Annotated in this window: 15 protein-coding genes; 8 read left to right on the plus strand and 7 right to left on the minus strand. The window is 74.2% G+C overall.

The features are described from left to right. Window positions 1-70: 70 nt before the first annotated feature. From ACFVHB_RS37850 to ACFVHB_RS37860, 3 genes are all read right to left on the minus strand, one after another. The gene (locus ACFVHB_RS37850) at window positions 71-1,234 is read right to left on the minus strand and encodes a DUF2510 domain-containing protein (RefSeq protein WP_380331870.1); all 1,164 of its coding nucleotides are present in this window, start codon (window positions 1,232-1,234) and stop codon (window positions 71-73) included. A gap of 112 nt (window positions 1,235-1,346) precedes the next feature. Next, the gene (locus ACFVHB_RS37855; RefSeq protein WP_380331873.1) at window positions 1,347-2,153 is read right to left on the minus strand and encodes a 3-oxoacyl-ACP reductase; all 807 of its coding nucleotides are present in this window, start codon (window positions 2,151-2,153) and stop codon (window positions 1,347-1,349) included. Window positions 2,154-2,298: 145 nt separating this feature from the next. Continuing rightward, on the minus strand, window positions 2,299-3,711 hold the full coding sequence (locus tag ACFVHB_RS37860) for a glutamine synthetase family protein (RefSeq protein ID WP_380331876.1): 1,413 nt from the start codon (window positions 3,709-3,711) through the stop codon (window positions 2,299-2,301). 151 nt (window positions 3,712-3,862) lie between these two features. Between ACFVHB_RS37860 and ACFVHB_RS37865 the strand changes: the two genes are divergently transcribed. Then, a complete protein-coding gene (locus tag ACFVHB_RS37865) occupies window positions 3,863-4,618 on the plus strand; it encodes a gamma-glutamyl-gamma-aminobutyrate hydrolase family protein (protein ID WP_380331879.1) in 756 nt (251 codons plus the stop codon). A 244-nt stretch (window positions 4,619-4,862) separates the two neighbouring features. On the opposite strand, the gene chrA is transcribed toward ACFVHB_RS37865, so the two are convergent. Then, window positions 4,863-6,032 (minus strand): chromate efflux transporter, encoded by a 1,170-nt coding sequence (gene chrA, locus ACFVHB_RS37870; RefSeq protein ID WP_380331882.1) that lies wholly within the window; start codon window positions 6,030-6,032, stop codon window positions 4,863-4,865. Window positions 6,033-6,228: 196 nt separating this feature from the next. On the opposite strand from chrA, the gene ACFVHB_RS37875 reads away from it, so the two are divergent. Beyond that, entirely contained in the window at window positions 6,229-7,332 is a 1,104-nt protein-coding gene (locus ACFVHB_RS37875) for a cation diffusion facilitator family transporter (protein WP_380331885.1), read from the plus strand. Window positions 7,333-7,391: 59 nt separating this feature from the next. Further along, window positions 7,392-8,294, plus strand: coding sequence for a 5'-3' exonuclease H3TH domain-containing protein (locus ACFVHB_RS37880; protein ID WP_380331905.1), 903 nt, complete (start codon window positions 7,392-7,394; stop codon window positions 8,292-8,294). A 59-nt stretch (window positions 8,295-8,353) separates the two neighbouring features. On the opposite strand, the gene ACFVHB_RS37885 is transcribed toward ACFVHB_RS37880, so the two are convergent. Further along, window positions 8,354-11,209: a DEAD/DEAH box helicase gene (locus tag ACFVHB_RS37885; RefSeq protein WP_380331908.1), complete on the minus strand. Its 2,856-nt coding sequence runs from the start codon at window positions 11,207-11,209 to the stop codon at window positions 8,354-8,356. A 279-nt stretch (window positions 11,210-11,488) separates the two neighbouring features. On the opposite strand from ACFVHB_RS37885, the gene ACFVHB_RS37890 reads away from it, so the two are divergent. Both ACFVHB_RS37890 and ACFVHB_RS37895 read left to right on the plus strand, forming a co-directional pair. Next, window positions 11,489-11,863, plus strand: coding sequence for a hypothetical protein (locus ACFVHB_RS37890; RefSeq protein WP_380331888.1), 375 nt, complete (start codon window positions 11,489-11,491; stop codon window positions 11,861-11,863). 29 nt (window positions 11,864-11,892) lie between these two features. Next, the gene (locus ACFVHB_RS37895) at window positions 11,893-12,237 is read left to right on the plus strand and encodes an ArsR/SmtB family transcription factor (protein ID WP_380331891.1); all 345 of its coding nucleotides are present in this window, start codon (window positions 11,893-11,895) and stop codon (window positions 12,235-12,237) included. A gap of 72 nt (window positions 12,238-12,309) precedes the next feature. On the opposite strand, the gene dacB is transcribed toward ACFVHB_RS37895, so the two are convergent. Together dacB and ACFVHB_RS37905 are read right to left on the minus strand one after the other, a co-directional pair. Continuing rightward, window positions 12,310-13,917 carry a D-alanyl-D-alanine carboxypeptidase/D-alanyl-D-alanine-endopeptidase gene (gene dacB, locus ACFVHB_RS37900; protein ID WP_380331894.1) on the minus strand — a complete coding sequence of 536 codons (1,608 nt, stop codon included), beginning with the start codon at window positions 13,915-13,917 and terminating at the stop codon, window positions 12,310-12,312. A 271-nt stretch (window positions 13,918-14,188) separates the two neighbouring features. Further along, window positions 14,189-15,364, minus strand: a complete 1,176-nt coding sequence (locus ACFVHB_RS37905) for an aminotransferase class V-fold PLP-dependent enzyme (RefSeq protein ID WP_380331897.1) — start codon at window positions 15,362-15,364, stop codon at window positions 14,189-14,191. A 36-nt stretch (window positions 15,365-15,400) separates the two neighbouring features. Here ACFVHB_RS37905 and ACFVHB_RS37910 point away from each other — a divergent pair, with 36 nt between their 5' ends. From ACFVHB_RS37910 to ACFVHB_RS37920, 3 genes are all read left to right on the plus strand, one after another. Continuing rightward, the gene (locus ACFVHB_RS37910; protein ID WP_380331900.1) at window positions 15,401-17,527 is read left to right on the plus strand and encodes a prolyl oligopeptidase family serine peptidase; all 2,127 of its coding nucleotides are present in this window, start codon (window positions 15,401-15,403) and stop codon (window positions 17,525-17,527) included. A gap of 89 nt (window positions 17,528-17,616) precedes the next feature. Continuing rightward, the gene (locus ACFVHB_RS37915; protein WP_380331903.1) at window positions 17,617-17,994 is read left to right on the plus strand and encodes a YrdB family protein; all 378 of its coding nucleotides are present in this window, start codon (window positions 17,617-17,619) and stop codon (window positions 17,992-17,994) included. Window positions 17,995-18,212: 218 nt separating this feature from the next. Further along, window positions 18,213-20,576 carry an immune inhibitor A domain-containing protein gene (locus ACFVHB_RS37920; protein WP_380331911.1) on the plus strand — a complete coding sequence of 788 codons (2,364 nt, stop codon included), beginning with the start codon at window positions 18,213-18,215 and terminating at the stop codon, window positions 20,574-20,576. Window positions 20,577-20,696 lie beyond the last annotated feature (120 nt).

Here is a 20,696-nt window from a genome sequence, read left to right on the forward strand (position 1 = left end):
CCACCCCCCCGCGGCCGCCCCCCCGGCCGGGCCGGGGGGGCCCCCCCTCTGCCGTGAGCGGAGCGGTGTGTCAGGTGGTGCCCGGTCCGCCGTCCGGGCCGCCGCCGGGGACGCCCGGCAGCTTGCCGGTGAGGTCGCCGATGCCCTGGACGATCTTGTCCATCACACCGAGGTCGGGCGCCTTGTCGGCGATGTCGAAGCCCAGGTGGACGGAGATCAGCGACTTGCCGTCGGCGGACGGGAAGACCACCGTCTGCACGTAGCCGTCGTTGCCCTTCACCGCATCGACCTTCCAGCGGACCAGGTAGCCGTCCCGGCCGTCGACCTTGACCGCCTCCGACTTCAGCTCCTCGTGGGAGTTGAGCTCGTTGTACGACTCCTTGGCCGCCTTCTCGATGTCGGCCTTGGCCGCCGCCTGGACGTCGGTGCCGCCGCCGCTGATCCGGCCGGTGTTGGCGCCGCCGAGCGAGCAGGTGCCGCCGCCCTCACAGGTGTACGAGCCCACGCTGAGCGCGGCGTAGCCGTCCTTGGTGGTGCCGCCCTGCCAGCCGGCCGGTACGGGCAGGGTGATCCGGTTCACCAGGTCCGCGGCGGTGCCACTGCCCCTGCCGGAGCCCCGGCCGTTGCCGTTCCCCTTGCCGTTGCCCCCGCCGTTCCCGTTCCCGTTGCCCTTGCCGTTCCCGCCGTTGCCGCCGTTCCCGCCGTTCCCGCCGTTCCCGCCGTTGCCGCCGTTGCCGTCCGGGCCGCCGAAGTCGGGCAGGCCACCCCAGGGGCCGTCCTCGTCGTACGACGGCGCCGGGCGGGCGCTGCGGTGCGAGGCGCGCTTCTCGCCGTGGCCGTCCATCGCCAGGTAGGTGACACCGGACCCGACGGCCAGCCCGAGCAGCGCCGCCACCGCGGTCGCGAGCACCAGCTTGGACGGCCTGCGCCGGGGCTTCGCGGGCGGCGGTACCGGGGCGCCGTAGGCGGTGCCGAAGGGGGGCGGCTCGGGGTAGCGGACCGTCGGCCCGCTCCCCAGCACCTCCCCCTCCAGCACCCGGGTCCCGGCGGCCGCGTCCGGCCCCGGAGCCCCGGCCGCCGGGGCCCCGGCCGCCGGCTCCTCCGGCGGCGGGGCGTCCTCGGGTGCGGGCCGGGTGCTGGCCGTCCAGCCCTTGCCGTCCCACCAGCGCTGCGGTCTCGGCTCGCCGGTGTCCTTCGGGTCCGGGTACCACCCGGCGGGAATCTGCTCACTCACGACAGAGAATCTAAAGGCATCCGGATAAACGGGATATCAGAGTGGCGCCCAATTCCCGGCATTTTCCATGAGATTACGGTGAGAACCCGAGAAGTGCGCACCGCCGGGGCGGCTACCGCGGGGTCACGTACGCCCCGGAGATGCCGCCGTCGACCAGGAACTCGCTCGCCGTGATGAAGGAGGAGTCGTCGCTGGCGAGGAAGGCGACCGCGGCGGCGATCTCCTCGGGCCGGGCGAACCGGCCGAGCGGGATGTGCACCAGCCGCCGGGCCGCCCGCTCCCCGTCCTCCGCGAGCAGCTCGCGCAGCAGCGGCGTGTCCACCGGCCCGGGCGAGAGCGCGTTGACCCGGATGCCCTCGCGGGCGAACTGCACGCCCAGTTCGCGGGACATCGACACCACGCCGCCCTTGGCGGCGGTGTAGGAGATCTGCGAGGTGGCCGCGCCCATCCGGGCCACGAAACTCGCGGTGTTGATGATCGAGCCGCGCCCGTGCCGCCGCATGTACGGCAGGGCCGCCTTGCAGCAGAGGTAGACGGAGGTCAGGTCGACCTCCTGGACCCGCCGCCAGGCCTCCAGCCCGGTGGTCAGGATGGAGCCGTCCTCCGGCGGCGAGACCCCCGCGTTGTTGAAGGCGACGTCCACGCTCCCGTAGGTCTCGTACGCCTCGTCGAACAGCGCCTCGACCATGTACGGATCGGTGACGTCGGTGTGCACGAAGAGGCCGCCGACCTCCTTGGCGGCCGCCGTGCCGGACGGCTCGTCGAGGTCGGCGCAAACCACCTTCGCGCCCTCGGCTGCGAGCCGGTGCGCGGCGGCCCGGCCGATGCCGCTGCCCGCGCCGGTGATCACCGCGACGCGGCCGACCAGGCGGCGGCAGACCGGGGCGTCCTGCCCGGGCTTGGGGGCCTTCTCGGTCATGCCGCTCCTCACTCTCCCTCGGGACGCGGACGTTCGTCACGGGCCGCCCGCTCGTGCCCGCGCCGCTCACGGCCGCTCACATCACTCACACCCGCTCGCGTCGGCCCGCACTCGGTCACGTCCGCTCACGTCCGCTCACATCCGCTCACATCCGCTCGAAGGAGCGGTAGCGCTCCCAGTCGGTGACGGCGCTGTCGTAGGCGGACTGCTCCACCCGGGCCATGTGCAGGTAGTGCTCGACCACGTCGGCGCCGAAGGCCGCGTGGGCCAGCTCGCTCTCCGCCCAGAGGTCGGCGGCCTCGCGGAGCGAGCCGGGCACCCGGGCGTACTCGTCGACGGCGTAGGCGTTGCCGAGGCAGGGCGCGGGCAGGTCGAGCTTCTGCTCGAGGCCGTGCAGGCCGGCGGCGATCATGCCGGCCACCGCGAGGTACGGGTTGACGTCGCCGCCGGGCACCCGGTTCTCCATCCGCAGGCCAGGACCGCGGCCGACGACCCGGTACGCGCAGGTGCGGTTGTCCCGGCCCCAGGCGACGGCGGTCGGGGCGAAGGAGCCGGGGCGGTAGCGCTTGTAGGAGTTGATGTTGGGCGCGTAGAGCAGGCTGAACTCGCGCAGCGCGACGAGCTGACCGGCCAGGAAGTGCCGCATGGTGTCGGTCATCCGCCCGTCGCGGTCGGCGAAGACGGGGGCGCCGGGACCGCCCGCCGGGGCGTCCGGGTCGTGCAGGTCGCGCAGCGACAGGTGGATGTGGCAGCTGTTGCCCTCGCGCTCGTTGTACTTGGCCATGAAGGTGAGCGCGCAGCCCTGCTGGGCGGCGATCTCCTTCGCCCCGGTCTTGTAGACGCTGTGCTGGTCGCAGGTGGTGAGCGCGTCGGAGTAGCGGAAGGCGATCTCGTGCTGGCCGAGGTTGGCCTCGCCCTTCGCGGACTCCACGATCAGGCCGGCGCCGGCCATCTCGACCCGGATCCGGGAGAGCAGCGGCTCGACCCGGGCGGTGCCGAGCATCGAGTAGTCGACGTTGTACTGGTTGGCCGGGGTCAGGCCGCGGTAGCCGCCGAGCCAGGCCTGTTCGTAGCTGTCCCGGAAGAGCAGGAACTCCAGCTCGGTGCCGATGTCGGCGGCCAGCCCGTACTCGGCCAGCCGCTCGATCTGACGGCGCAGCAGCTGCCGGGGCGCGGCCTCGACCGGGTGGCCGCCGTGCCGGGCCAGGTCGGCGGTGACCTGGGCGGTGCCGGGCTGCCAGGGGGTGAGCCGGAGGGTGGAGAGGTCCGGACGCATGGCGAAGTCGCCGTAGCCCGTCTCCCAGGAGGACAGCGCGTAGCCGTCGACGGTGTTGAGGTCGACGTCGACGGCGAGCAGGTAGTCGCAGGCCTCGGCGCCGTGCTCGGCGACCTCGTCGAGGAAGTACCGGGCGGCGAAGCGTTTGCCCTGCAGCCGGCCCTGCATGTCGGTGAAGGCGAGCGCGACGGTGTGGATCTCGCCGGCATCGACCAGGGTGCGCAGCTCGTCCAGGGTGAGCGGCGCGCGCCTGGGCGCGCCCGCGGTGGCGTTACCGGGCATGGCGGAACCTCCTCGATCACTCAGCGAGATCAATCGGTCACAGCGAACCGTACGGCCTGCCGGTGACGGCGCGGAAGAGGGCGGGCGGGTGTGGCGCGCCGAGAGCCGTGATTGACGAGGTATCGGGTGGTGCGGGTGGAGAATGCGCGCCATGGATCGCAGGCCTTTCATCGGCGTCAGCACCTATCTGGTGGACGCGAGTTGGAGCGACTGGCGGGACCGACCGGTGGCACTGGTGCCCGACCGGTACACCGCCTACGTGCGGAATTCGGGCGGGATCGCGGTGCTGCTGCCCCCGGACGCCCCGGAACGCGCGCCGGAGGTGCTCGCCCGGCTGGACGCGCTGGTCATCGCGGGCGGGCCGGACCTCGACCCGGCGTACTACGGGCAGCCGCGGCACCCGCGGACGGAGGTGGACTCGCCGGAGCGGGACGTCTGGGAGGCGGCGCTGATCCGGGCGGCGCTGGCGGCCGGCATTCCGCTGCTGGGGATCTGCCGGGGCATGCAGGTGCTGAACGTGGTCTGCGGCGGGACGCTGCTGCAGCACCTGCCGGACGTGGTCAGCCCGGACGTGCACGGCGGCTCGCCCGGCAAGTACGGCGAGCACGCGGTACGGCCGGTGCCCGGGACGCTGCTCGGCGGGCTGCTGCCGGAGAGCGAGCTGACCGTGCCGACCTTCCACCACCAGGCGGTGGACCGGCTCGGCGACGGCCTGCGGGTGAGCGCGCACGCGCCGGACGGCACGATCGAGGCGGTGGAGGGGCCGGGCTTCACGCTGGGCGTGCAGTGGCACCCCGAGCAGGGCGAGGACCTGCGGGTGATGCAGGCCCTCGTCCGGGCGGCGACGGCAGCCCGGACGATGCCGCTGGAAGCGGTGGAGGCGATGGGGGCGGTCGTGCTCGGCTGAGCCGCGGGCCCCCCGCCGTCGGGCCGGGTCCGCGCCCCGCTGCCGGACCGGGTCCGCGCCCCGCTGCCGGAGCGGCACGCTTTCCGGCTGCCGCCACCGGCCGGCCACCGCTACCCGAGCGGCCCGCCCTCCGGCCGGGGCAGGGCCGCCGCGGCGGCGAGCGGCCCGGGCGGCATCCGGGCGGCGTGCTCGGCGCACCCCTGCCCGGCCCCACGCCACCGCCGGAGCGCACCCGTGCGCGGCCCTACGCCACCGGCAGACCGGCCGCCGCGGCGAGCACCCCGGCGGCGCCCGCCGCGAGCAGGGCGGACACCACGCCCCGGCGAGCGGCGACCAGCCACAGCAGGGCGGCCGCCAGCGCCCCCCACTGCCAGCCGTGGCCGAGCGCGGCGGCGAGCGGGACGGCCGAGCCCGCGATGGCGCCGATCACCGCCGGCCCGGCACCGGTCAGGAAGTCCTGCACCCGCCGGTCCGCCCGGAGCCGGTCGAAGTGCCGGCCGCCGAGGAGCACGAACAGGAAGGACGGTGCGAAGGCGACCACCGCCGCCAGCAGTCCGCCGCCGAGCCCGGCGGCCGCGTAGCCGACCACGGCGACGGTGTGCACCACCGGGCCGGGGGTGACCTGGCCGAGGGCGACGGCGTTGAGGAACTGTCCGTCCGTCATCCAGTGGTACCGGTGGACCGCGTCGTCCCGCATCAGCGGGATGATCACGAATCCGCCGCCGTAGGAGAGCGCGCCCACCTTGAACGCCACCCAGGCCAGTGCACCGAGCCCGCCGAGCGCGGGCAGGGCCGGCAGCGCGGCGGCCCACGGCAGCGCGGCCGGCCGCCCCCGGCCAGGGCCTCGGCCCGGGGCCCGGACGGCGATCTCGGTCAGCCCGCAGGCGATCAGCACCAGCACCAGCCAGGGGCCGGTGAGGATCGCGGCCGCCGCACCCGCCAGCGCGTACCCGGCCCAGCGGGCCCGGGCGGCCCGCTCCCGGCCGGCCCGGGTGAGGCTGGCCGGGATCAGCGAGGTGGCGGCCTGCACCGCGACCGCCGGGACGGCCGCACCGGCGCCGGCCGCCGCGCCGAGCACCCAGTGCGGCGGGTCGCCGGCCAGGAAGAGCACCGAGAGGGCGAGGATCAGCACCAGCCCCGGGGCGATGAAGCAGACACCGCCGACCAGCGCGCCGGGGGTGCCGCGCAGCCGCCAGGCGGTGAGGATGGCGAGTTGGGTGGAGGCCGGGCCGGGCAGCAGGTTGGTGGCGGCGATCCCGTCCTCGAACTCGTCCGGCTCCAGCCACTTGCGCCGCTCCACGCAGAGGCGGCGCAGCAGCAGGATGTGCGCGGGCGGCCCGCCGAAGCCGAGCACGCCGATCCGGCCCCACTCCCGGGCGATCGTCCCGAGGCCGACCCGTCCGGTCCGTTCCATGCCGTGTCTCCCCTGCTCAGCCCCTGCTCGGCCCCCGCTCGGTGGCGGCGCGACGATACCGGACGGGGGTTACGGCGCGGCAATGACAACGGTCTCCAGTGCAGCCTTTGGATCTTCGTTCGATCTGAGGTTCACTTCGGGTGCGGGGCAGTCGCACCCCCTTCCGCTATCCCCGTGCGTCCAGGAGAGGACTTCGATGGCCGGGCACGAGCATTCCCATGATGATCATGCGCATGATCACGGGCACTCCCCCCGGGGCGGCGGCCGCGGCGGGCACGGCCACGGTCACGGTCATGGTCACGGCGGGCACGGCCAGGGCGGAGGGCACGGCGGGCACTCGCACGGCGTCGCCGCCGACGCCGACCGCCGCTGGCTGCTGAGCGCACTCGCGCTGATCGTGCTGTTCATGGCCGGCGAGGTCGTGGTCGGCTTCGCCGCGCAGTCGCTGGCACTGATCTCCGACGCCGCGCACATGCTCACCGACGCCGCCTCGATCGTGCTGGCACTGGTCGCGATGCGGCTCGCCGCCCGGCCTGCCCGCGGCGGGTACACCTACGGGCTGAAGCGGGCCGAGATCCTCTCCGCCCAGGCCAACGGCGTCACCCTGCTGGTGCTGTCGGCCTGGCTCGGCTACGAGTCGATCACCCGGCTGATCGAACCGCCGGAGGTGACCGGCTCGCTGGTGCTGGCCACCGCGCTGGTCGGGATCGTGGTCAACCTGGCCGCCACCTGGTGCATGTCCAAGGCCAACCGCACCTCGCTCAACGTCGAGGGCGCCTTCCAGCACGTGCTCACCGACCTCTACGCCTTCGTCGCCACCGCCGTCGCCGGTGTGATCATGCTGACCACCGGCTTCGTCCGGGCCGACGCGATCGCCTCGCTGATCGTGGTGGCGCTGATGCTGAAGGCCGGCATCGGCCTCGTCCGCGACTCCGGGCGGATCTTCCTGGAGGCCGCGCCGGCCGGCATCGACCCGGACACGGTGGCCGACCGGCTGGTCGCCCAGCCCCTCGTCGAGGAGATCCACGACCTGCACATCTGGGAGATCACCTCCGGCCAGCCGGCCCTGTCGGCGCACATCCTGGTCACCCCGGGCGGCGACTGCCACGCCGTCCGCCGCGAGCTGCAGCGCCGGCTGGCCGGCGAGTACGGGATCACCCACAGCACGCTCCAGGTCGACCACGTCGGCGAGGACGAGGCGGGCGCGCTGCTCCAGATCACCACCCCGGGCGAGCCGGTCCCCGACCACTGCGCCGACGCGCACGGCCCGGTCCACCGCGCCGGCCCGCACGAACACTGAGAACCGGGTGTCCGTCGGCGCGGTGCGGCATGATCTGACGCGTGACCGCACCGCGACTGATGCTGCTCGACTCCGCCAGCCTGTACTTCCGGGCCTACTTCGGCGTGCCGGACTCCCTGCGCTCCCCGCAGGGCGAGCCGGTCAACGCCGTCCGGGGCCTGCTCGACTTCATCGCCCGCCTGGTCCATGACCACCGGCCCGACCAGTTGGTCGCCTGCATGGACGCCGACTGGCGCCCGCAGTGGCGCGTGGACCTCGTCCCCTCCTACAAGACGCACCGGGTCGCCGAGGACGCCGAGGACGGCGAGGAGGAGGTGCCCGACACGCTCGCCCCGCAGGTGCCGGTGATCGAGCAGGTGCTCGACGCGCTCGGCCTCGCCCGGGTCGGCTCCCCCGGCTACGAGGCGGACGACGTGATCGGCACCCTGACCGCCCGGGCGAAGGGCCCGGTCCAGATCGTCACCGGCGACCGCGACCTCTTCCAGCTGGTCGACGACGCCCGGCGGATCACCGTGCTCTACCCCGTCAAGGGCATGGGGAACCTGCAGGTCACCGACGACGCACTGCTGCTGGAGAAGTACGGCGTGCGGGGCGCCCAGTACGCCGACCTGGCCGCCCTGCGCGGGGACCCGAGCGACGGCCTGCCCGGCGTCAAGGGCATCGGCGAGAAGACCGCCGCCCAGCTGATCCACGAGTACGGCGACCTCGCCGGCATCCGGGCCGCCGCGCTGGACATCGGCTCGAAGCTCACCCCCGCCCGCCGCCGCAACATCGTCGAGGGCGCGGCCTACCTGGACGTCGCCCCGAAGGTGGTGCGGGTCGCCGCCGACGCCCCGCTCCCCGACTTCGACCCGTCACTGCCGCGCGAGCCCCTGGACCCGATGACCCTGGAGGAACTCTCCACCCGCTGGGGCCTCGGCACCTCCCTGGAGCGCGTCATCGAAGCCCTCGCCACCCGCTGAGCCACGACGGGGGGCCCGCGCGTTCGTGGTGAACGCGCGGGCCCCTTCGCGGTGTCCGGCTAGCCCACCGAGGAGTAGGCGATGATGCCGCGGCGCAGACCGTCCACGGCCTTGCGGGCGGTCCTGCGCAGCTCGGCGTCCTCGCCGGCCGCGTCCTGGATCTGGCCGAGGACGTCGATCAGCTGCTTCGTCCAGCGGACGAAGTCGCCGGCCGGCATGTCGGCGTCGCGCAGCACCTGGTCGAGGTTGTGGCCGAGTGCCCAGCGGTAGGCGGCCCAGGCGAAGCCGAGGTCGGGCTCGCGCTGGCCGACGCCCTCGGCGGTGTTGATCCGGTGCTGCTCCTCCAGGGCGTCCAGGTGGCCCCAGATCCGGACCATCTGGCCGAGCGCCTCCTTGGCCTTGCCCTCGGGCACCCGGGGGGCGGCGGCGTCGTCGGACTGGCGGGCCTCGTAGACCAGCGCCGAGGCGCAGGCGGCCAGCTCGGCGGCGGCCAGACCGTTCCAGACGCCCTCGCGGATGCACTCGGAGGCGAGCAGGTCGAGCTCGCCGTAGAGCCGGCCGAGCCGCTTGCCGTCCTCGGTGACGGTGTCGCCCTGCAGGTAGCCGAGATCGGTGAGCAGGCCGCAGACCCGGTCGAAGGTGCGGGCGATGGTGTGGGTGCGCGAGCGCATCCGGCGTTCCAGCTGCTCGGTGTCGCGGTGCAGCCGGTGGTAGCGCTCGGCCCAGCGGGCGTGGTCCTCGCGCTCGTCGCAGCCGTGGCACGGGTGCTGGCGCAGGGCGGCGCGCAGCCGGGTGATCTCGGGGTCGTCGGCGGCGGCCGCGCGGCCGCGGCGGAACCGCTCGGGCTCCAGGTGGCCGGCCTTGGTGCGCAGCGCGGAGGCGAGGTCGCGCCGGGACTGCGGGCTGCGCGGGTTGAAGGACTTGGGGATCCGCAGTCGTTCGATGGCGGCGACCGGGTGCGGGAAGTCGATCATCGCGAGCCGCTTGACCTGCCGCTCGGCGGTGAGCACGACCGGGCGCGGGCCGTCCTGGTAGTCCGGGTGGCGGCCGCCGTTGCGGCCGTTGCGGCTGACCGGCGGCAGGCCCGGGTCGAGGACGAGCGCGAGGCCGGCGAACTTGCCGGTCGGGACGTGGATGACGTCGCCCGGCTTCAGCTGCTCGATGGACTCGACGGCGGCGGCGCGGCGCTGGCTGGTGCCTTCGCGGGCGAGCTCGTTCTCGCGGTCCTTGAGCCGGCGGCGCAGCTCCATGTACTCGTCGAAGTCGCCGAGGTGGCAGGTCATCGACTCGCGGTAGCCCTCCAGCCCCTCCTCGTTGCGCTGGACCTGGCGGGCGATGCCGACCACCGAGCGGTCCGCCTGGAACTGCGCGAACGACGTCTCCAGCAGCTCGCGGGAGCGGTGCCGGCCGAACTGGGAGACCAGGTTGACGGCCATGTTGTAGGACGGCCGGAACGAGGACTTCAGCGGGTAGGTGCGGGTGCCGGCCAGGCCGGCCAGCGCCTCCGGGTCGAGGCCGCGCTGCCAGAGCACCACGGCGTGGCCCTCGACGTCGATGCCGCGCCGCCCGGCCCGGCCGGTGAGCTGGGTGTACTCGCCGGGGGTGATGTCGGCGTGGGTCTCGCCGTTCCACTTGACCAGCTTCTCCATGACCACCGAGCGGGCGGGCATGTTGATGCCGAGCGCCAGGGTCTCGGTCGCGAAGACGGCCTTGACCAGGCCCTTCACGAAGAGCTCCTCGACGACCTCCTTGAACCTGGGCAGCATCCCGGCGTGGTGGGCGGCGATGCCGCGCTCCAGGCCGTCCAGCCACTCGAAGTAGCCGAGGACGTGCAGGTCCTCGTCGGGGATGTCGGCGCAGCGCTCCTCGACGATGGCGCGGACCTTGGCGCGGTCCTCCTCCTTGTTGAGCCGCAGGCCGGAGGAGAGGCACTGCTGGACGGCGGCCTCGCAGCCGGCCCGGCTGAAGATGAAGGTGATCGCGGGCAGCAGGCCCTCGGCGTCCAGGCGGTCGATGACGTCGACCCGGCCCGGCGTCCAGACCCGGCCGGGGCGGCCGTTGGGCATGGAGCGGCCGCGGCCGCGGCCGAACCGGTCGCGCGGGTTGCGGTCCAGCTCGGAGCGGGCGAGCCGGACGAGCTCGGGGTTGACCGCCTTGGCCGGGTTGCGCGGGGCGTCCTTGGGGCGGCCGTCGCGGTCCGGGTCGGCGAAGAGGTCGTACATCCGGTTGCCGGCCATCACGTGCTGCCAGAGCGGCACGGGCCGGGTCTCGGAGACGATCACCTTGGTGCCGCCGCGCACGGTGTCCAGCCAGTCGCCGAACTCCTCGGCGTTGGAGACGGTGGCCGAGAGCGAGACCAGGGTGACGGACTCCGGGAGGTGGATGATGACCTCCTCCCAGACGGCGCCGCGGAACCGGTCGGCGAGGTAGTGCACCTCGTCCATGACCACGTAGCCGAGGCCGTCCAGGGTGCTGGAGCCCGCGTAGAGCATGTTGCGCAGCACCTCGGTGGTCATCACGACCACCGGGGCGTCGCCGTTGACCGAGTTGTCGCCGGTGAGCAGGCCGACCTTGGCGGCGCCGTAGCGCTTGACCAGGTCGCCGTACTTCTGGTTCGACAGGGCCTTGATCGGCGTGGTGTAGAAGCACTTGCGCCCGCCCTGGAGGGCGAGGTGCACGGCGAACTCGCCGACGATGGTCTTGCCGGAGCCGGTGGGCGCGGCGACCAGGACGCCCGAGCCCTCCTCCAGGGCCCGGCAGGCCTCGACCTGGAAGTCGTCCAGCTCGAAGTCGTACAGCTGCTGGAAGCCGTACAGGGCGGTGGCCTGCTCCTTGGCCCGGCGGCGGAAGGCCGCGTACGCCTCGGCGGGGTTGAGCTCCCGGTCTTCGGAGGGCTCGGGCAGAGGGGTGTTCATCGCCGTCCGGGTGTGGTTGGTGTGATCTCGCATCTCAGCGAGAGGTTACCCGGGAGGACTGACATCGATAGCACCGTTTTTCGGGACCCCGGATCAGTTCTCTCTCACATCCATAGTTGCAAATGTCTTCAAGCAGCCGCCGAACAGCCGCAAACCGATCGTTCCCCACTCTGATTCGAACGTCTGCGGTCATCCGCGGTGAACCGGCGTCCGGCCTCCCTACATTCGGTGCCACAGCCACCACGCACGGGAGTCCCCCGGCTACAGGAGGAGAACACGATGGCGAACCTGGAGACCTCGCTCAAGGAGGCCATGGCGATCGAAGGCGCGATCGGCATCGCCCTGGTCGACTACGGCAGCGGCATGGCCCTCGGCTCCCTCGGCGACGGCGGCGAGCTGGACCTCAACGTCGCCGCCGCCGGCAACACCGACGTGGTCCGCGCCAAGATGCGGGCCATGGAACTGCTCAACCTGCACGACAACGAGATCGAGGACATCCTGGTCAGCCTGACCAGCCAGTACCACCTGCTGCGGCCGCTCACCATGCCGAACGGCCGCGGGCTCTTCCTCTTCCTCGCGCTCAACCGCACCCGCTCCAACCTGGCGATGGCCCGCCACCAGCTCAAGCGGATCGAGCTCGCGCTGGAGATCTGAACGCACCGGGCACCGAAGGAGGGAGCGCCGTGGGGGTCGCGCTGTACCAGGCCAAGGCCGAGTTCTTCCGGATGCTCGGCCACCCGATCCGGATCCGGGTCCTGGAGCTGCTCCAGGCCGGACCGACGCCCGTACGGGACCTGCTGGCCGAGTTGGAGGTCGAGCCGTCCAGCCTCTCCCAGCAGCTCGCCGTCCTGCGCCGGTCGGGCATCGTCACCGCCAGCCGCGAGGGCAGCACGGTGGTGTACGCGCTGGCCGGCGCCGAGGTCGCGGACCTGCTCCGGACCGCCCGGCGGATCCTCACCGGGCTGATCGACGACCAGAACGTGCTGCTCGCGGAACTGCGCGCGGGCGGCCCCGACCAGGGACTCTGACCCGGTCCGGCCAGGGGCCGGGTCCAGCGCCGGGTCGGGGCCGGTCGGGGCCGGGTCCGGCGCCGGGGCAGGTCAGGTCCAGTCCAGGTCCGACTTCCCGCCCGTCCGGACGGCCGGGTGCGCGGGAGCGGGCCCGGGCGGCACCGCGGGGCCGCCCGCCAGCCGGACGACGAGCGCGTCGATCACCGGACGCGGGCTGCCGTCGGCGAAGTTGTTGCACAGCACCGTGAACGCCAGGGTCCGGGCCCCGCCCTCGACGTACCCCGTCAGGGTGTCGACCCCGGTCATGGAGCCGGTCTTCGCGTGCACCCGGCCCTCGGCGGCGGTGCCCGCCAAACGGTGGGCGAGCGTCCCGCCGACCATCCGGCGCGGGTCGCCGGCCACCGGCAGGGCGTCGTACCAGACCCGGAACCACGGCCGGCCGCGGGCGAACTCGAGCAGGGCGGCGAACCGCCGGGCGGTCATCAGGTTGTGCCGGGACAGCCCGGAGCCGTCGCTCTGCCGGGCGACGGTGGTGTCCAGGCCGTTCCGGTGGACGAACGCGGCCACCTCGGCGAGACCGGCGGTCCAGCTGCCGGAGCCGGCCCGGACCAGGCCGATCTCCTTCACCAGGTGTTCGGCGATGCCGTTGTTGCTCAGCTTGAGGAACGGCACCGTCAGCTCGCCGACCGTCGCCGACTCGTGCCGGGCCAGCGGGGCGGCGTCCGCCGGGGCGGCCCGGCCCGCCGCCACGCCCCCGCCCACCGTCACGCCGTGCCGGGCCAGGGCGGCCGCGAACACCGAGGCGGCCACCGCGGCCGGGTCGTCGACGGTGACCCACTCCTCGGTGGGGGCGGCGCCCGCCGGAACGCTGCCGGCCAGCACGATCTCGTTGCCGCCGAGCCGGCGGGTGACGTCCACGGCCGGCGCGCCGCCGGCCGGCGCGGTGTCGATCCGGCCGGTGAGGCGGACCGGGGCGTCGGCGGGGGTGAGCCGGACGGCCGCCGGACGGCCCGGCTCCCCGCCCGGCGTGACGGTCAGCCGGACGGTGCCCGGGTCGTAGTCGGTGTCGGTGGTCAGGGTGAGCGCCGAGATCTGCGGGCTGTAGTAGTACGGCTGGTCGTCCCAGGCCCAGTTGGGGCCCAGCCGGACGTCGTCCCAGCGGGTCGCGTCGGCCCGGACGGCGCCGGTGACCTCGGTGACGCCGGCCGCGGCGACCCGGTGGGCCAGCTCGTCCAGGTCGGCGGGCAGCAGGCTCGGGTCCCCGCCGCCGCGCAGCACCAGGTCGCCGTCCAGCCGGCCGCCGACGCGGGGGCCGGCGGCCAGCACCTCGGTGGCGAAGCGGTGGTCCGGGCCGAGCAGTTCGAGCGCGGCGGCGGCCGTCACGGTCTTCAGGGTGGAGGCCGGCAGCAGCAGGGCGTCGGGCGCGTGCTGGTAGACCACCTCGCCGGTGGCGGCGTCGGTGACCTCCACCGACACCTGGGCACCGGCCAGCCGCCGGTCGGCGAGCAGCCGGTCCAGGTCGGCGGCGAGCTCCGCGCCCGCCGGGTCCGCGCCGGACCGCGTGTCGGACCGGGTGGCGGCCCAGGCGTCGGCCCGCGCCTCGGCGTGCGGGCGGCTCGGCGCCGGGCCGGCGACGAACAGCGCGGTGAGGAGCGTGACCAGCGGCACGCACCACCGCCGGGCGGGAAGGGGACGCACGGGGCCTCCGGGAGGTGCGGCGACGGGCCGCCGGCGTCGGCGGCGGCCGGTCGGCGGCACCACTCTGGGCCACCCGGCCCGCCGTCGGCGCGGCCGACACGCGCCCGGCCGCCCGGCCGGCGGAGCGGACGGCCGGGCGCAGGGCGTGCACAGCCCGGCGGGCGCCGGGGACGGGGCGCGCACCACCGCGCGGGCCTCACGTCCAGGGCGCGCACCGCCCGTCGGACGCCGGGGTGGCGCGGCCGCCCCGGCCCGCCGACGCCCTCGGGCGCTAACGCCCCGCGAGCGACTCCGCCAGCCCCGCCGCCAGCCGCTCGTACTCGTGCGCCCGGTTGTACAGCTGCGCACTCACCCGCAGCACCCCGCCGCCCGGCCAGGGGCGCACCACCGTCCGGACGCCGTGCCGCCGCCACAGCTCCGCCATCAGCGCCACCGCGGTCCCGTCGTCCTCGCCGTGGCCGGCGGGCAGCCGCAGCGCGCGCATCGCGACCCCGGGGGTGGCCGGCAGCGGCTCCAGGCCGAGGCGCCGGGCCAGGACCGCCTGGCCGTGGGCGGCCAGCCGCGCGTTGTGCCGGCGCACCCGGTCGGCGCCGAGCCCGTGCAGCAGCTCGAACCCGGCCGGAGCGGCCAGCCAGGGCGTGTAGTCGTAGGTGCCGCGCCACTCCACGTTGGCCGGGAAGCCGCGGTGGTGCTCCCAGGAGAGGGCCAGCGGACGGACCTTATCGGTCCACTCCGGGCGGACGGCGAGCACACCGGTGGCGCGCGGCGCGAAGGCCCACTTGTGCAGGTTGCCGAACCAGAAGTCGGCGTCCGGCTCGACCGGCGCGGCCAGCATCCCCGGGGCGTGGGCGCCGTCCACCACCGTGGTCACGCCGTGCCCGCGCAGGGCGGCGAGCAGGGCCGGTCCGGCGATCCGGCGGGCGGTGGGCGAGCTGAGCTGGTCGAGGACGGCGAGCACCGTCCGGCCGTCGCACCCGGCGAGGACGGCCTCCCGGACGGCGTCCTCGTCCGGGGTCTCCAGCGGCAGGCGGACGGTGCGCACCTCGGCGCCGGCCTCCGCGGCGCGCCGCCGGACGGCCTGGGTGACCGCGCCGTACCCGTGGTCGGTGACCAGGATCCGGTCGCCGGGCGCGAGCGGGACGCTGTCCAGCGCGATCGCGACCGCCTCGGTGACGTTGGCGACCAGGGCGAGCCGGTCCGGGCCGGGGCCCAGCTCGGCGGCCAGCCGGGCGCGGGCGGCGCCGACCCGTCCGGGCAGGTCGGCGAAGAAGCCGTCCGGATCCCGCTCCTGCTCCGCCCGGAGCCGTTCCTGCACCCGCTGCACCGGGACGGGCACGGTGCCGTACGAGCCGTGGTTGAGGTGGGCCGCCTCCCGGTCCAGGGTGAACAGCTCCTCGGTGCCGGGCAGCGGCGCGGGCGGTTCGGCGGTCCGCGGGTCCTCGATCACTTCGCCTCCATGAGGGTGATCCTAGCCTAGTGATGTGTGACATTTCACATGTCGTACTACTGGTCCGGGTGGCGCCGCGCGGCGAACATCGGGCCCGTGACCATCACCGACCCTTACCTCTCCCTCAGCGCCCGTACGGGCCGCTTCGGCTACGGCGCTCCGCGTGCGACCGTCCTCAGCGAGGACGGTACCCGGCTGCTGCTGCTCCGCTCCGCCGGCCCCGAGGACCAGGTCGACCGGCTCCACCTGCTCGACCTGGCCACCGGCGAGGAGCGGCTCGTCGCCGACCCCGCCACCCTCGCCCCCGGCCGCACCGGCGACCCGGCCGACCTCCCGGACACCGAGCGCCGGCTGCGCGAGCGGATCCGGCTGACCGCCGCCGGCATCGGCTCCTACGCGGCCACTCCCGACCTCGCGGTCGCCGCCTTCACCCTCGACGGCCGACTGTTCCGCGCCGACACCGCCGCCGGCACCTGCACCGAACTCCCGGTCGCCGGGCCAGCCTTCGACCCCCGACCGGACGCCACCGGGGCACGGATCGCCTACGTCGCCGACGACGCCCTGTACGTCACCCCCGGCACCGAGCCGCTCAGCCCCGCCGACGGCGCCCGCTGGGGCGTCGCCGAGTTCGCCGCCGCCGAGGAGCTCGGCCGCTCGCGCGGCCACTGGTGGCGCCCCGACGGCGGCGCGCTGCTGGCCGCCCGGGTGGACGAATCCGCCCTGCCCCGCCGCTACTTCGCCGACCCGGCCCGCCCGGACGAGCAGCCGGAGGACTTCGCCTACCCGCAGGCCGGCGGACCCAACGCCGACGTCCAGCTCTGGGTCCTCGGCCTGGACGGCGGCAAGGTCCGGCTGCGCTGGGACGACGCCGAGTTCCCCTACCTCTGCGCCGCCGAGTGGGCGGGCCCGGACGAGGTGCTGCTCACCGTCGCCGACCGGCTCCAGCAGCACGTGCTGCTGCTCTCCGCCGACCCGGCCACCGGCCTGAGCACCGAACTCTCCCGCACCAGCGACGAGTTCTGGGTGGACGACCTGCCGGGCACGCCGGCCCGGCTGGACGACGGCCGGCTGCTCACCGTCCACGACACCCCCGACGCCCGCGGCCTGGCCCTGGACGGCAAGCCGCTGGACACCGCCGGACTGCAGATCCGCCGGGTGGTCGGACGGCTGCGCGGCCGGCTGCTCTGCGAGACCGGCGAGGGCGACCCGTTCGACCAGCACGTCCACCTGGTCGACCCGGACGGCGGCCCGGCCGAGCGGCTCAGCTCCGGCCCCGGCGTGCACTCCGCGCTCGCCGCCGGCGACACCCTGCTGCTCACCTCCGCCGGACCGGACGGCATCCGCCGCACCGTGCGCCACGCCGGCGGCGAACGCGAACTCACCGACCTCGCCGCCGCGTTGCCCTACCGGGTCGAGCCGCGACTCGCCCGGGTCACCGAACGCGCGCTGCCCACCGCGGTGGTGTACCCGCGCGACCACGTCCCCGGCCGGCGGCTGCCCGTCCTGCTGGACGTCTACGGCGGTCCCGGCTACCAGGCGGTGGCCAACGAGCCGCGCCGCTGGCAGCTCAAGCAGTGGTGGGCCGACCAGGGCTTCGCCGTGGTCACCACCGACAACGGCGGCACCCCGTTCGTCTCCCCCGCCTTCACCCGGACGATCTTCCGCCGGTTCTCCCAGGTGGCGCTGGACGACCAGGTCGCCGCACTGCGGGCACTCGCCGCCGACCACCCCGACCTGGACCTCGGCCGGGTCGGCGTCCGCGGCTGGTCCTACGGCGGGTACTTCGCGGCGCTCGCCGTGCTGCGCCGCCCGGACGTGTTCCACGCCGCCTGCGCGGGCGCCCCGCCCACCGACTTCCGCCGGTACGACACCGCGTACACCGAGCGCTACCTCGGCCTGCCGCAGCAGAACCCCGCGGGGTACGCCGCGGACTCGCTGATCGCGGACGCGCCGTCACTCACCCGGCCGCTGCTGCTGATCCACGGCCTGGCCGACGACAACGTGCACCCCTCGCACACCCTGCTGCTCTCCCAGGCCCTCACCCGGGCCGGCCGCCCGCACAGCGTGCTGCCGCTGCCCGGCGTCACCCACATGACCCCGGGCGGGGTGCAGGAGCACGTCGCCCAGGCCGAACTCGCCTTCCTGCGGGGATCCTTGAGCTGATCCATTGTGCCGGCACGAGCCCGGCTGCCAGACTCCCGCCGTGATCGGCGCCCCGCCGGGGCGCCGCACGGAACGGGGAGGACGAACGGATGAGGATCAGCAGACCGGGCCCGGTCGCGCAGCGGCAGTGGACCCCGGTGACCGTCGTCAACGGCGGGCTCGCCTTCGCCCTGGAGCTGGGGCTGCTGGCGGCGCTCTGCTACTGGGGTTTCAAGACCGGTTCCGGGACGGTCACCCGGATCCTGCTCGGGGTGGGCGCGCCGGTGCTCGCCGGCCTGACCTGGGGCCTGTTCCTGGCCGCCGGCGGACCGACCGTCCGGCTGCCGCTCGCCGCGGAGATCGCCGTCAAGCTGGCGGTCTTCGCGATCGGCGCGCTGGCCCTGCACGCCGCCGGGCGGACCACCCCGGGGCTGGTGTTCGGGGCGCTGGCACTGATCAGCGTCGTCGTGGAATACACCGCGGGCTGACCGCACCGGGCCGCACGCGCCGCACGACCCGCCCGGGTCGTGCGGCGTTCCGCGTTCGGGCCCGGCCGGCGGGCACCCGGGCCGGCGGACGCCAGGACAGACGGATTCCGCCATCTTCCGTGTGACCCATGACATGTGAAATATTACCTGCGCTCCCCGACCGTCGGTCGTCCCTCCGACCACCCCACCGTCCGGAAAGGACCGGTCAGTTGCGCAAAATGTCCGCGGCACTCGCGGCGGCGCTCACCACGAGCGCGATAGCGGCCACCCTCCTCGGCACCCCCGCCCAGGCCGCTCCCCCCTCCCCCTCCACCACGGCGGCCGTCGCCGCCCAGGCCGCCGAGGAGGGCGGTGCCGAGGCCCCGCCCGGCCCGCTCGCCCCGCAGGAGCGCGAGCGCCAGTCGCTGCGCACCAAGGCGCTGGAGCAGCTCAACAAGGGCGCCGTGGCGAAGACCGCGGAGAAGCGCGCCCCCGCCAAGGTGAAGATCGGCAACGACTACGTCCAGCTCGCGCAGCAGCGCAAGGACAAGGTCTTCGTCATCCTCGCCCAGTTCGGCGACCAGGTGGACGACACCACCCTGTACAACGGCCAGCCCCGCTACGGCGGCACGCCCGGCCCGCGGCACAACACCATCCCGCAGCCCGGCAAGAGCGACAACCACACGCTGTGGAGCCCCGACTTCAGCCGCGACCACTACCAGAAGATGTTCTTCGACGACGCGCCCGGCGCGGTCTCGATGCGCAACTACTACCGCACCCAGTCCTCCGGCCGGTACGACATCGAGGGCACGGTCAGCGACTGGGTCACCGTGCCGTACAACGAGGCGCGCTACGGCAGCAACAAGGGCCCGCAGGGTTCCGGCGCCTGGACCCAGGCCCAGGAGTTCATCCGCGACGCCGTCAAGGCCTGGTACGACGGCGAGATCGCCAAGGGCCGGACGGCCGCCGAGGTGAAGGCCGAGCTGGCCCAGTACGACGTCTACGACCGCTACGACCACGACAAGAACGGCGAGTTCAACCAGCCCGACGGCTACCTGGACAACGTGATCGTGGTGCACGCCGGCGTCGACGAGACCTGGGGTGGCGGCGCGCAGGGCGCCGACGCGCTGTGGGCGCACCGCAGTTGGACCTTCCCGGACCCGACCGGCCGGACCGGCCCGGAAGGCAACCGGATCGGCGGCGCGCCGGTCGGCGACACCGGCCTGTACGTCTACGACTACGTGCAGGCGGGCGAGAACAGCGGAGTCGGCCTGTTCTCCCACGAGTTCGGCCACAACCTCGGCCTGCCCGACCTGTACAGCACCAGCGGCGGCGACAACAGCGTCAACTTCTGGTCGCTGATGTCCTCCGGCTCCTACCTCGGCAAGGGGAGGAACACCACCGGCGGCTACCCCGGTGACCTCGACGCCTGGAGCAAGCTTCAGTTCGGCTGGCTGAACTACGACGAGGCGCAGGCCGCCACCCGGTCCAGCCACGCCCTCGGGGTCAGCGGCTACAACACCGACCAGGCGCAGGCCGTCCTGGTCCACCTGCCCGACGGCACCACCAGCACCGACCTGGCCGACCCGTACCAGGGCGGGAAGCAGTGGTGGAGCGACACCGGTGACAACCTCGACAACTCGCTGGCCCGCACGGTCGACCTGCGCGCGGTGAGCGGCCCGGTCACCCTGACCGCGGCCACCTGGTACGACATCGAGCAGGACTACGACTTCCTGACCGTCGAGGCCTCCACCGACGAGGGCAAGTCCTGGAAGCCGCTCGGCGGCACCGTCGACGGCGCGCCGATCGGCACCACCACCGCCAACACGCCCGGCCTGACCGGCACTTCGGGCGCCTACCGGCAGCTGTCGATCCCGCTGGACGAGTACGCCGGACGGCAGGTGCGGCTGCGGTTCCACGTCACCTCGGACAACAACACGCACGGGAGGGGCGTCCTGGTCGACGCCGTCCGGATCGCCGCGGGCGCCACCGAGCTGTTCAGCGACGGCGCCGAGAACGGCGCCGACGGCTGGACCGCCACCGGGTTCACCACGATCACCGGCCGCACCGCGGTCAAGCAGCACCCGCGCGCCTACCTGGTGGAGAACCGCCGGTACGCCGGCTACGGCGCCTTCCTGAAGACCGGCCCGTACAACTTCGGGTACACCGGCGTCGACGGCAAGAAGGACATCGTCGACAACTACCCGTACCAGGAGGGCGTGCTGATCTGGCTCTGGGACACCGGGTACGGCGACAACAACACCAAGGACCACCCGGGCGGCGGCCTGATCCTTCCGGTCGACGCGCACCCCACGCCGATCCGGTTCGCCGACGGCACGCTGGTCAACGGCCGCGCGCAGACCTTCGACGCGACCTTCTCGCTGAAGCCGACCACCGCCTTCACCCTGCACAAGGGCGGCGTCCCGGTCCGGATCGGCAGCGAGCCGGCCGTCCCGGTCTTCAACGACCGCACCGGCGTCTACTCCGACCCGGCCACCCCGCAGCTCGGGGTGAAGGTGCCGGACACCAACACCAAGATCGAGGTGGTGCGCGAGTCCCAGGGCGGCCGGATCACCACCGTCCGGGTGGGCCCGGCCTCCTGAGGCCCGGCCGCACCCGACCCGCCACGAGCGCCCCGGCTCCCCCTTCCGCGGGGGGAGCCGGGGCGCTTCGGCTGTCTCTTATACAAATCTCCCAGCCCACGCTACCAACTAAAAACTACT

This window comes from Kitasatospora sp. NPDC127111 (assembly GCF_042677465.1).
Lineage (GTDB): Bacteria > Actinomycetota > Actinomycetes > Streptomycetales > Streptomycetaceae > Kitasatospora.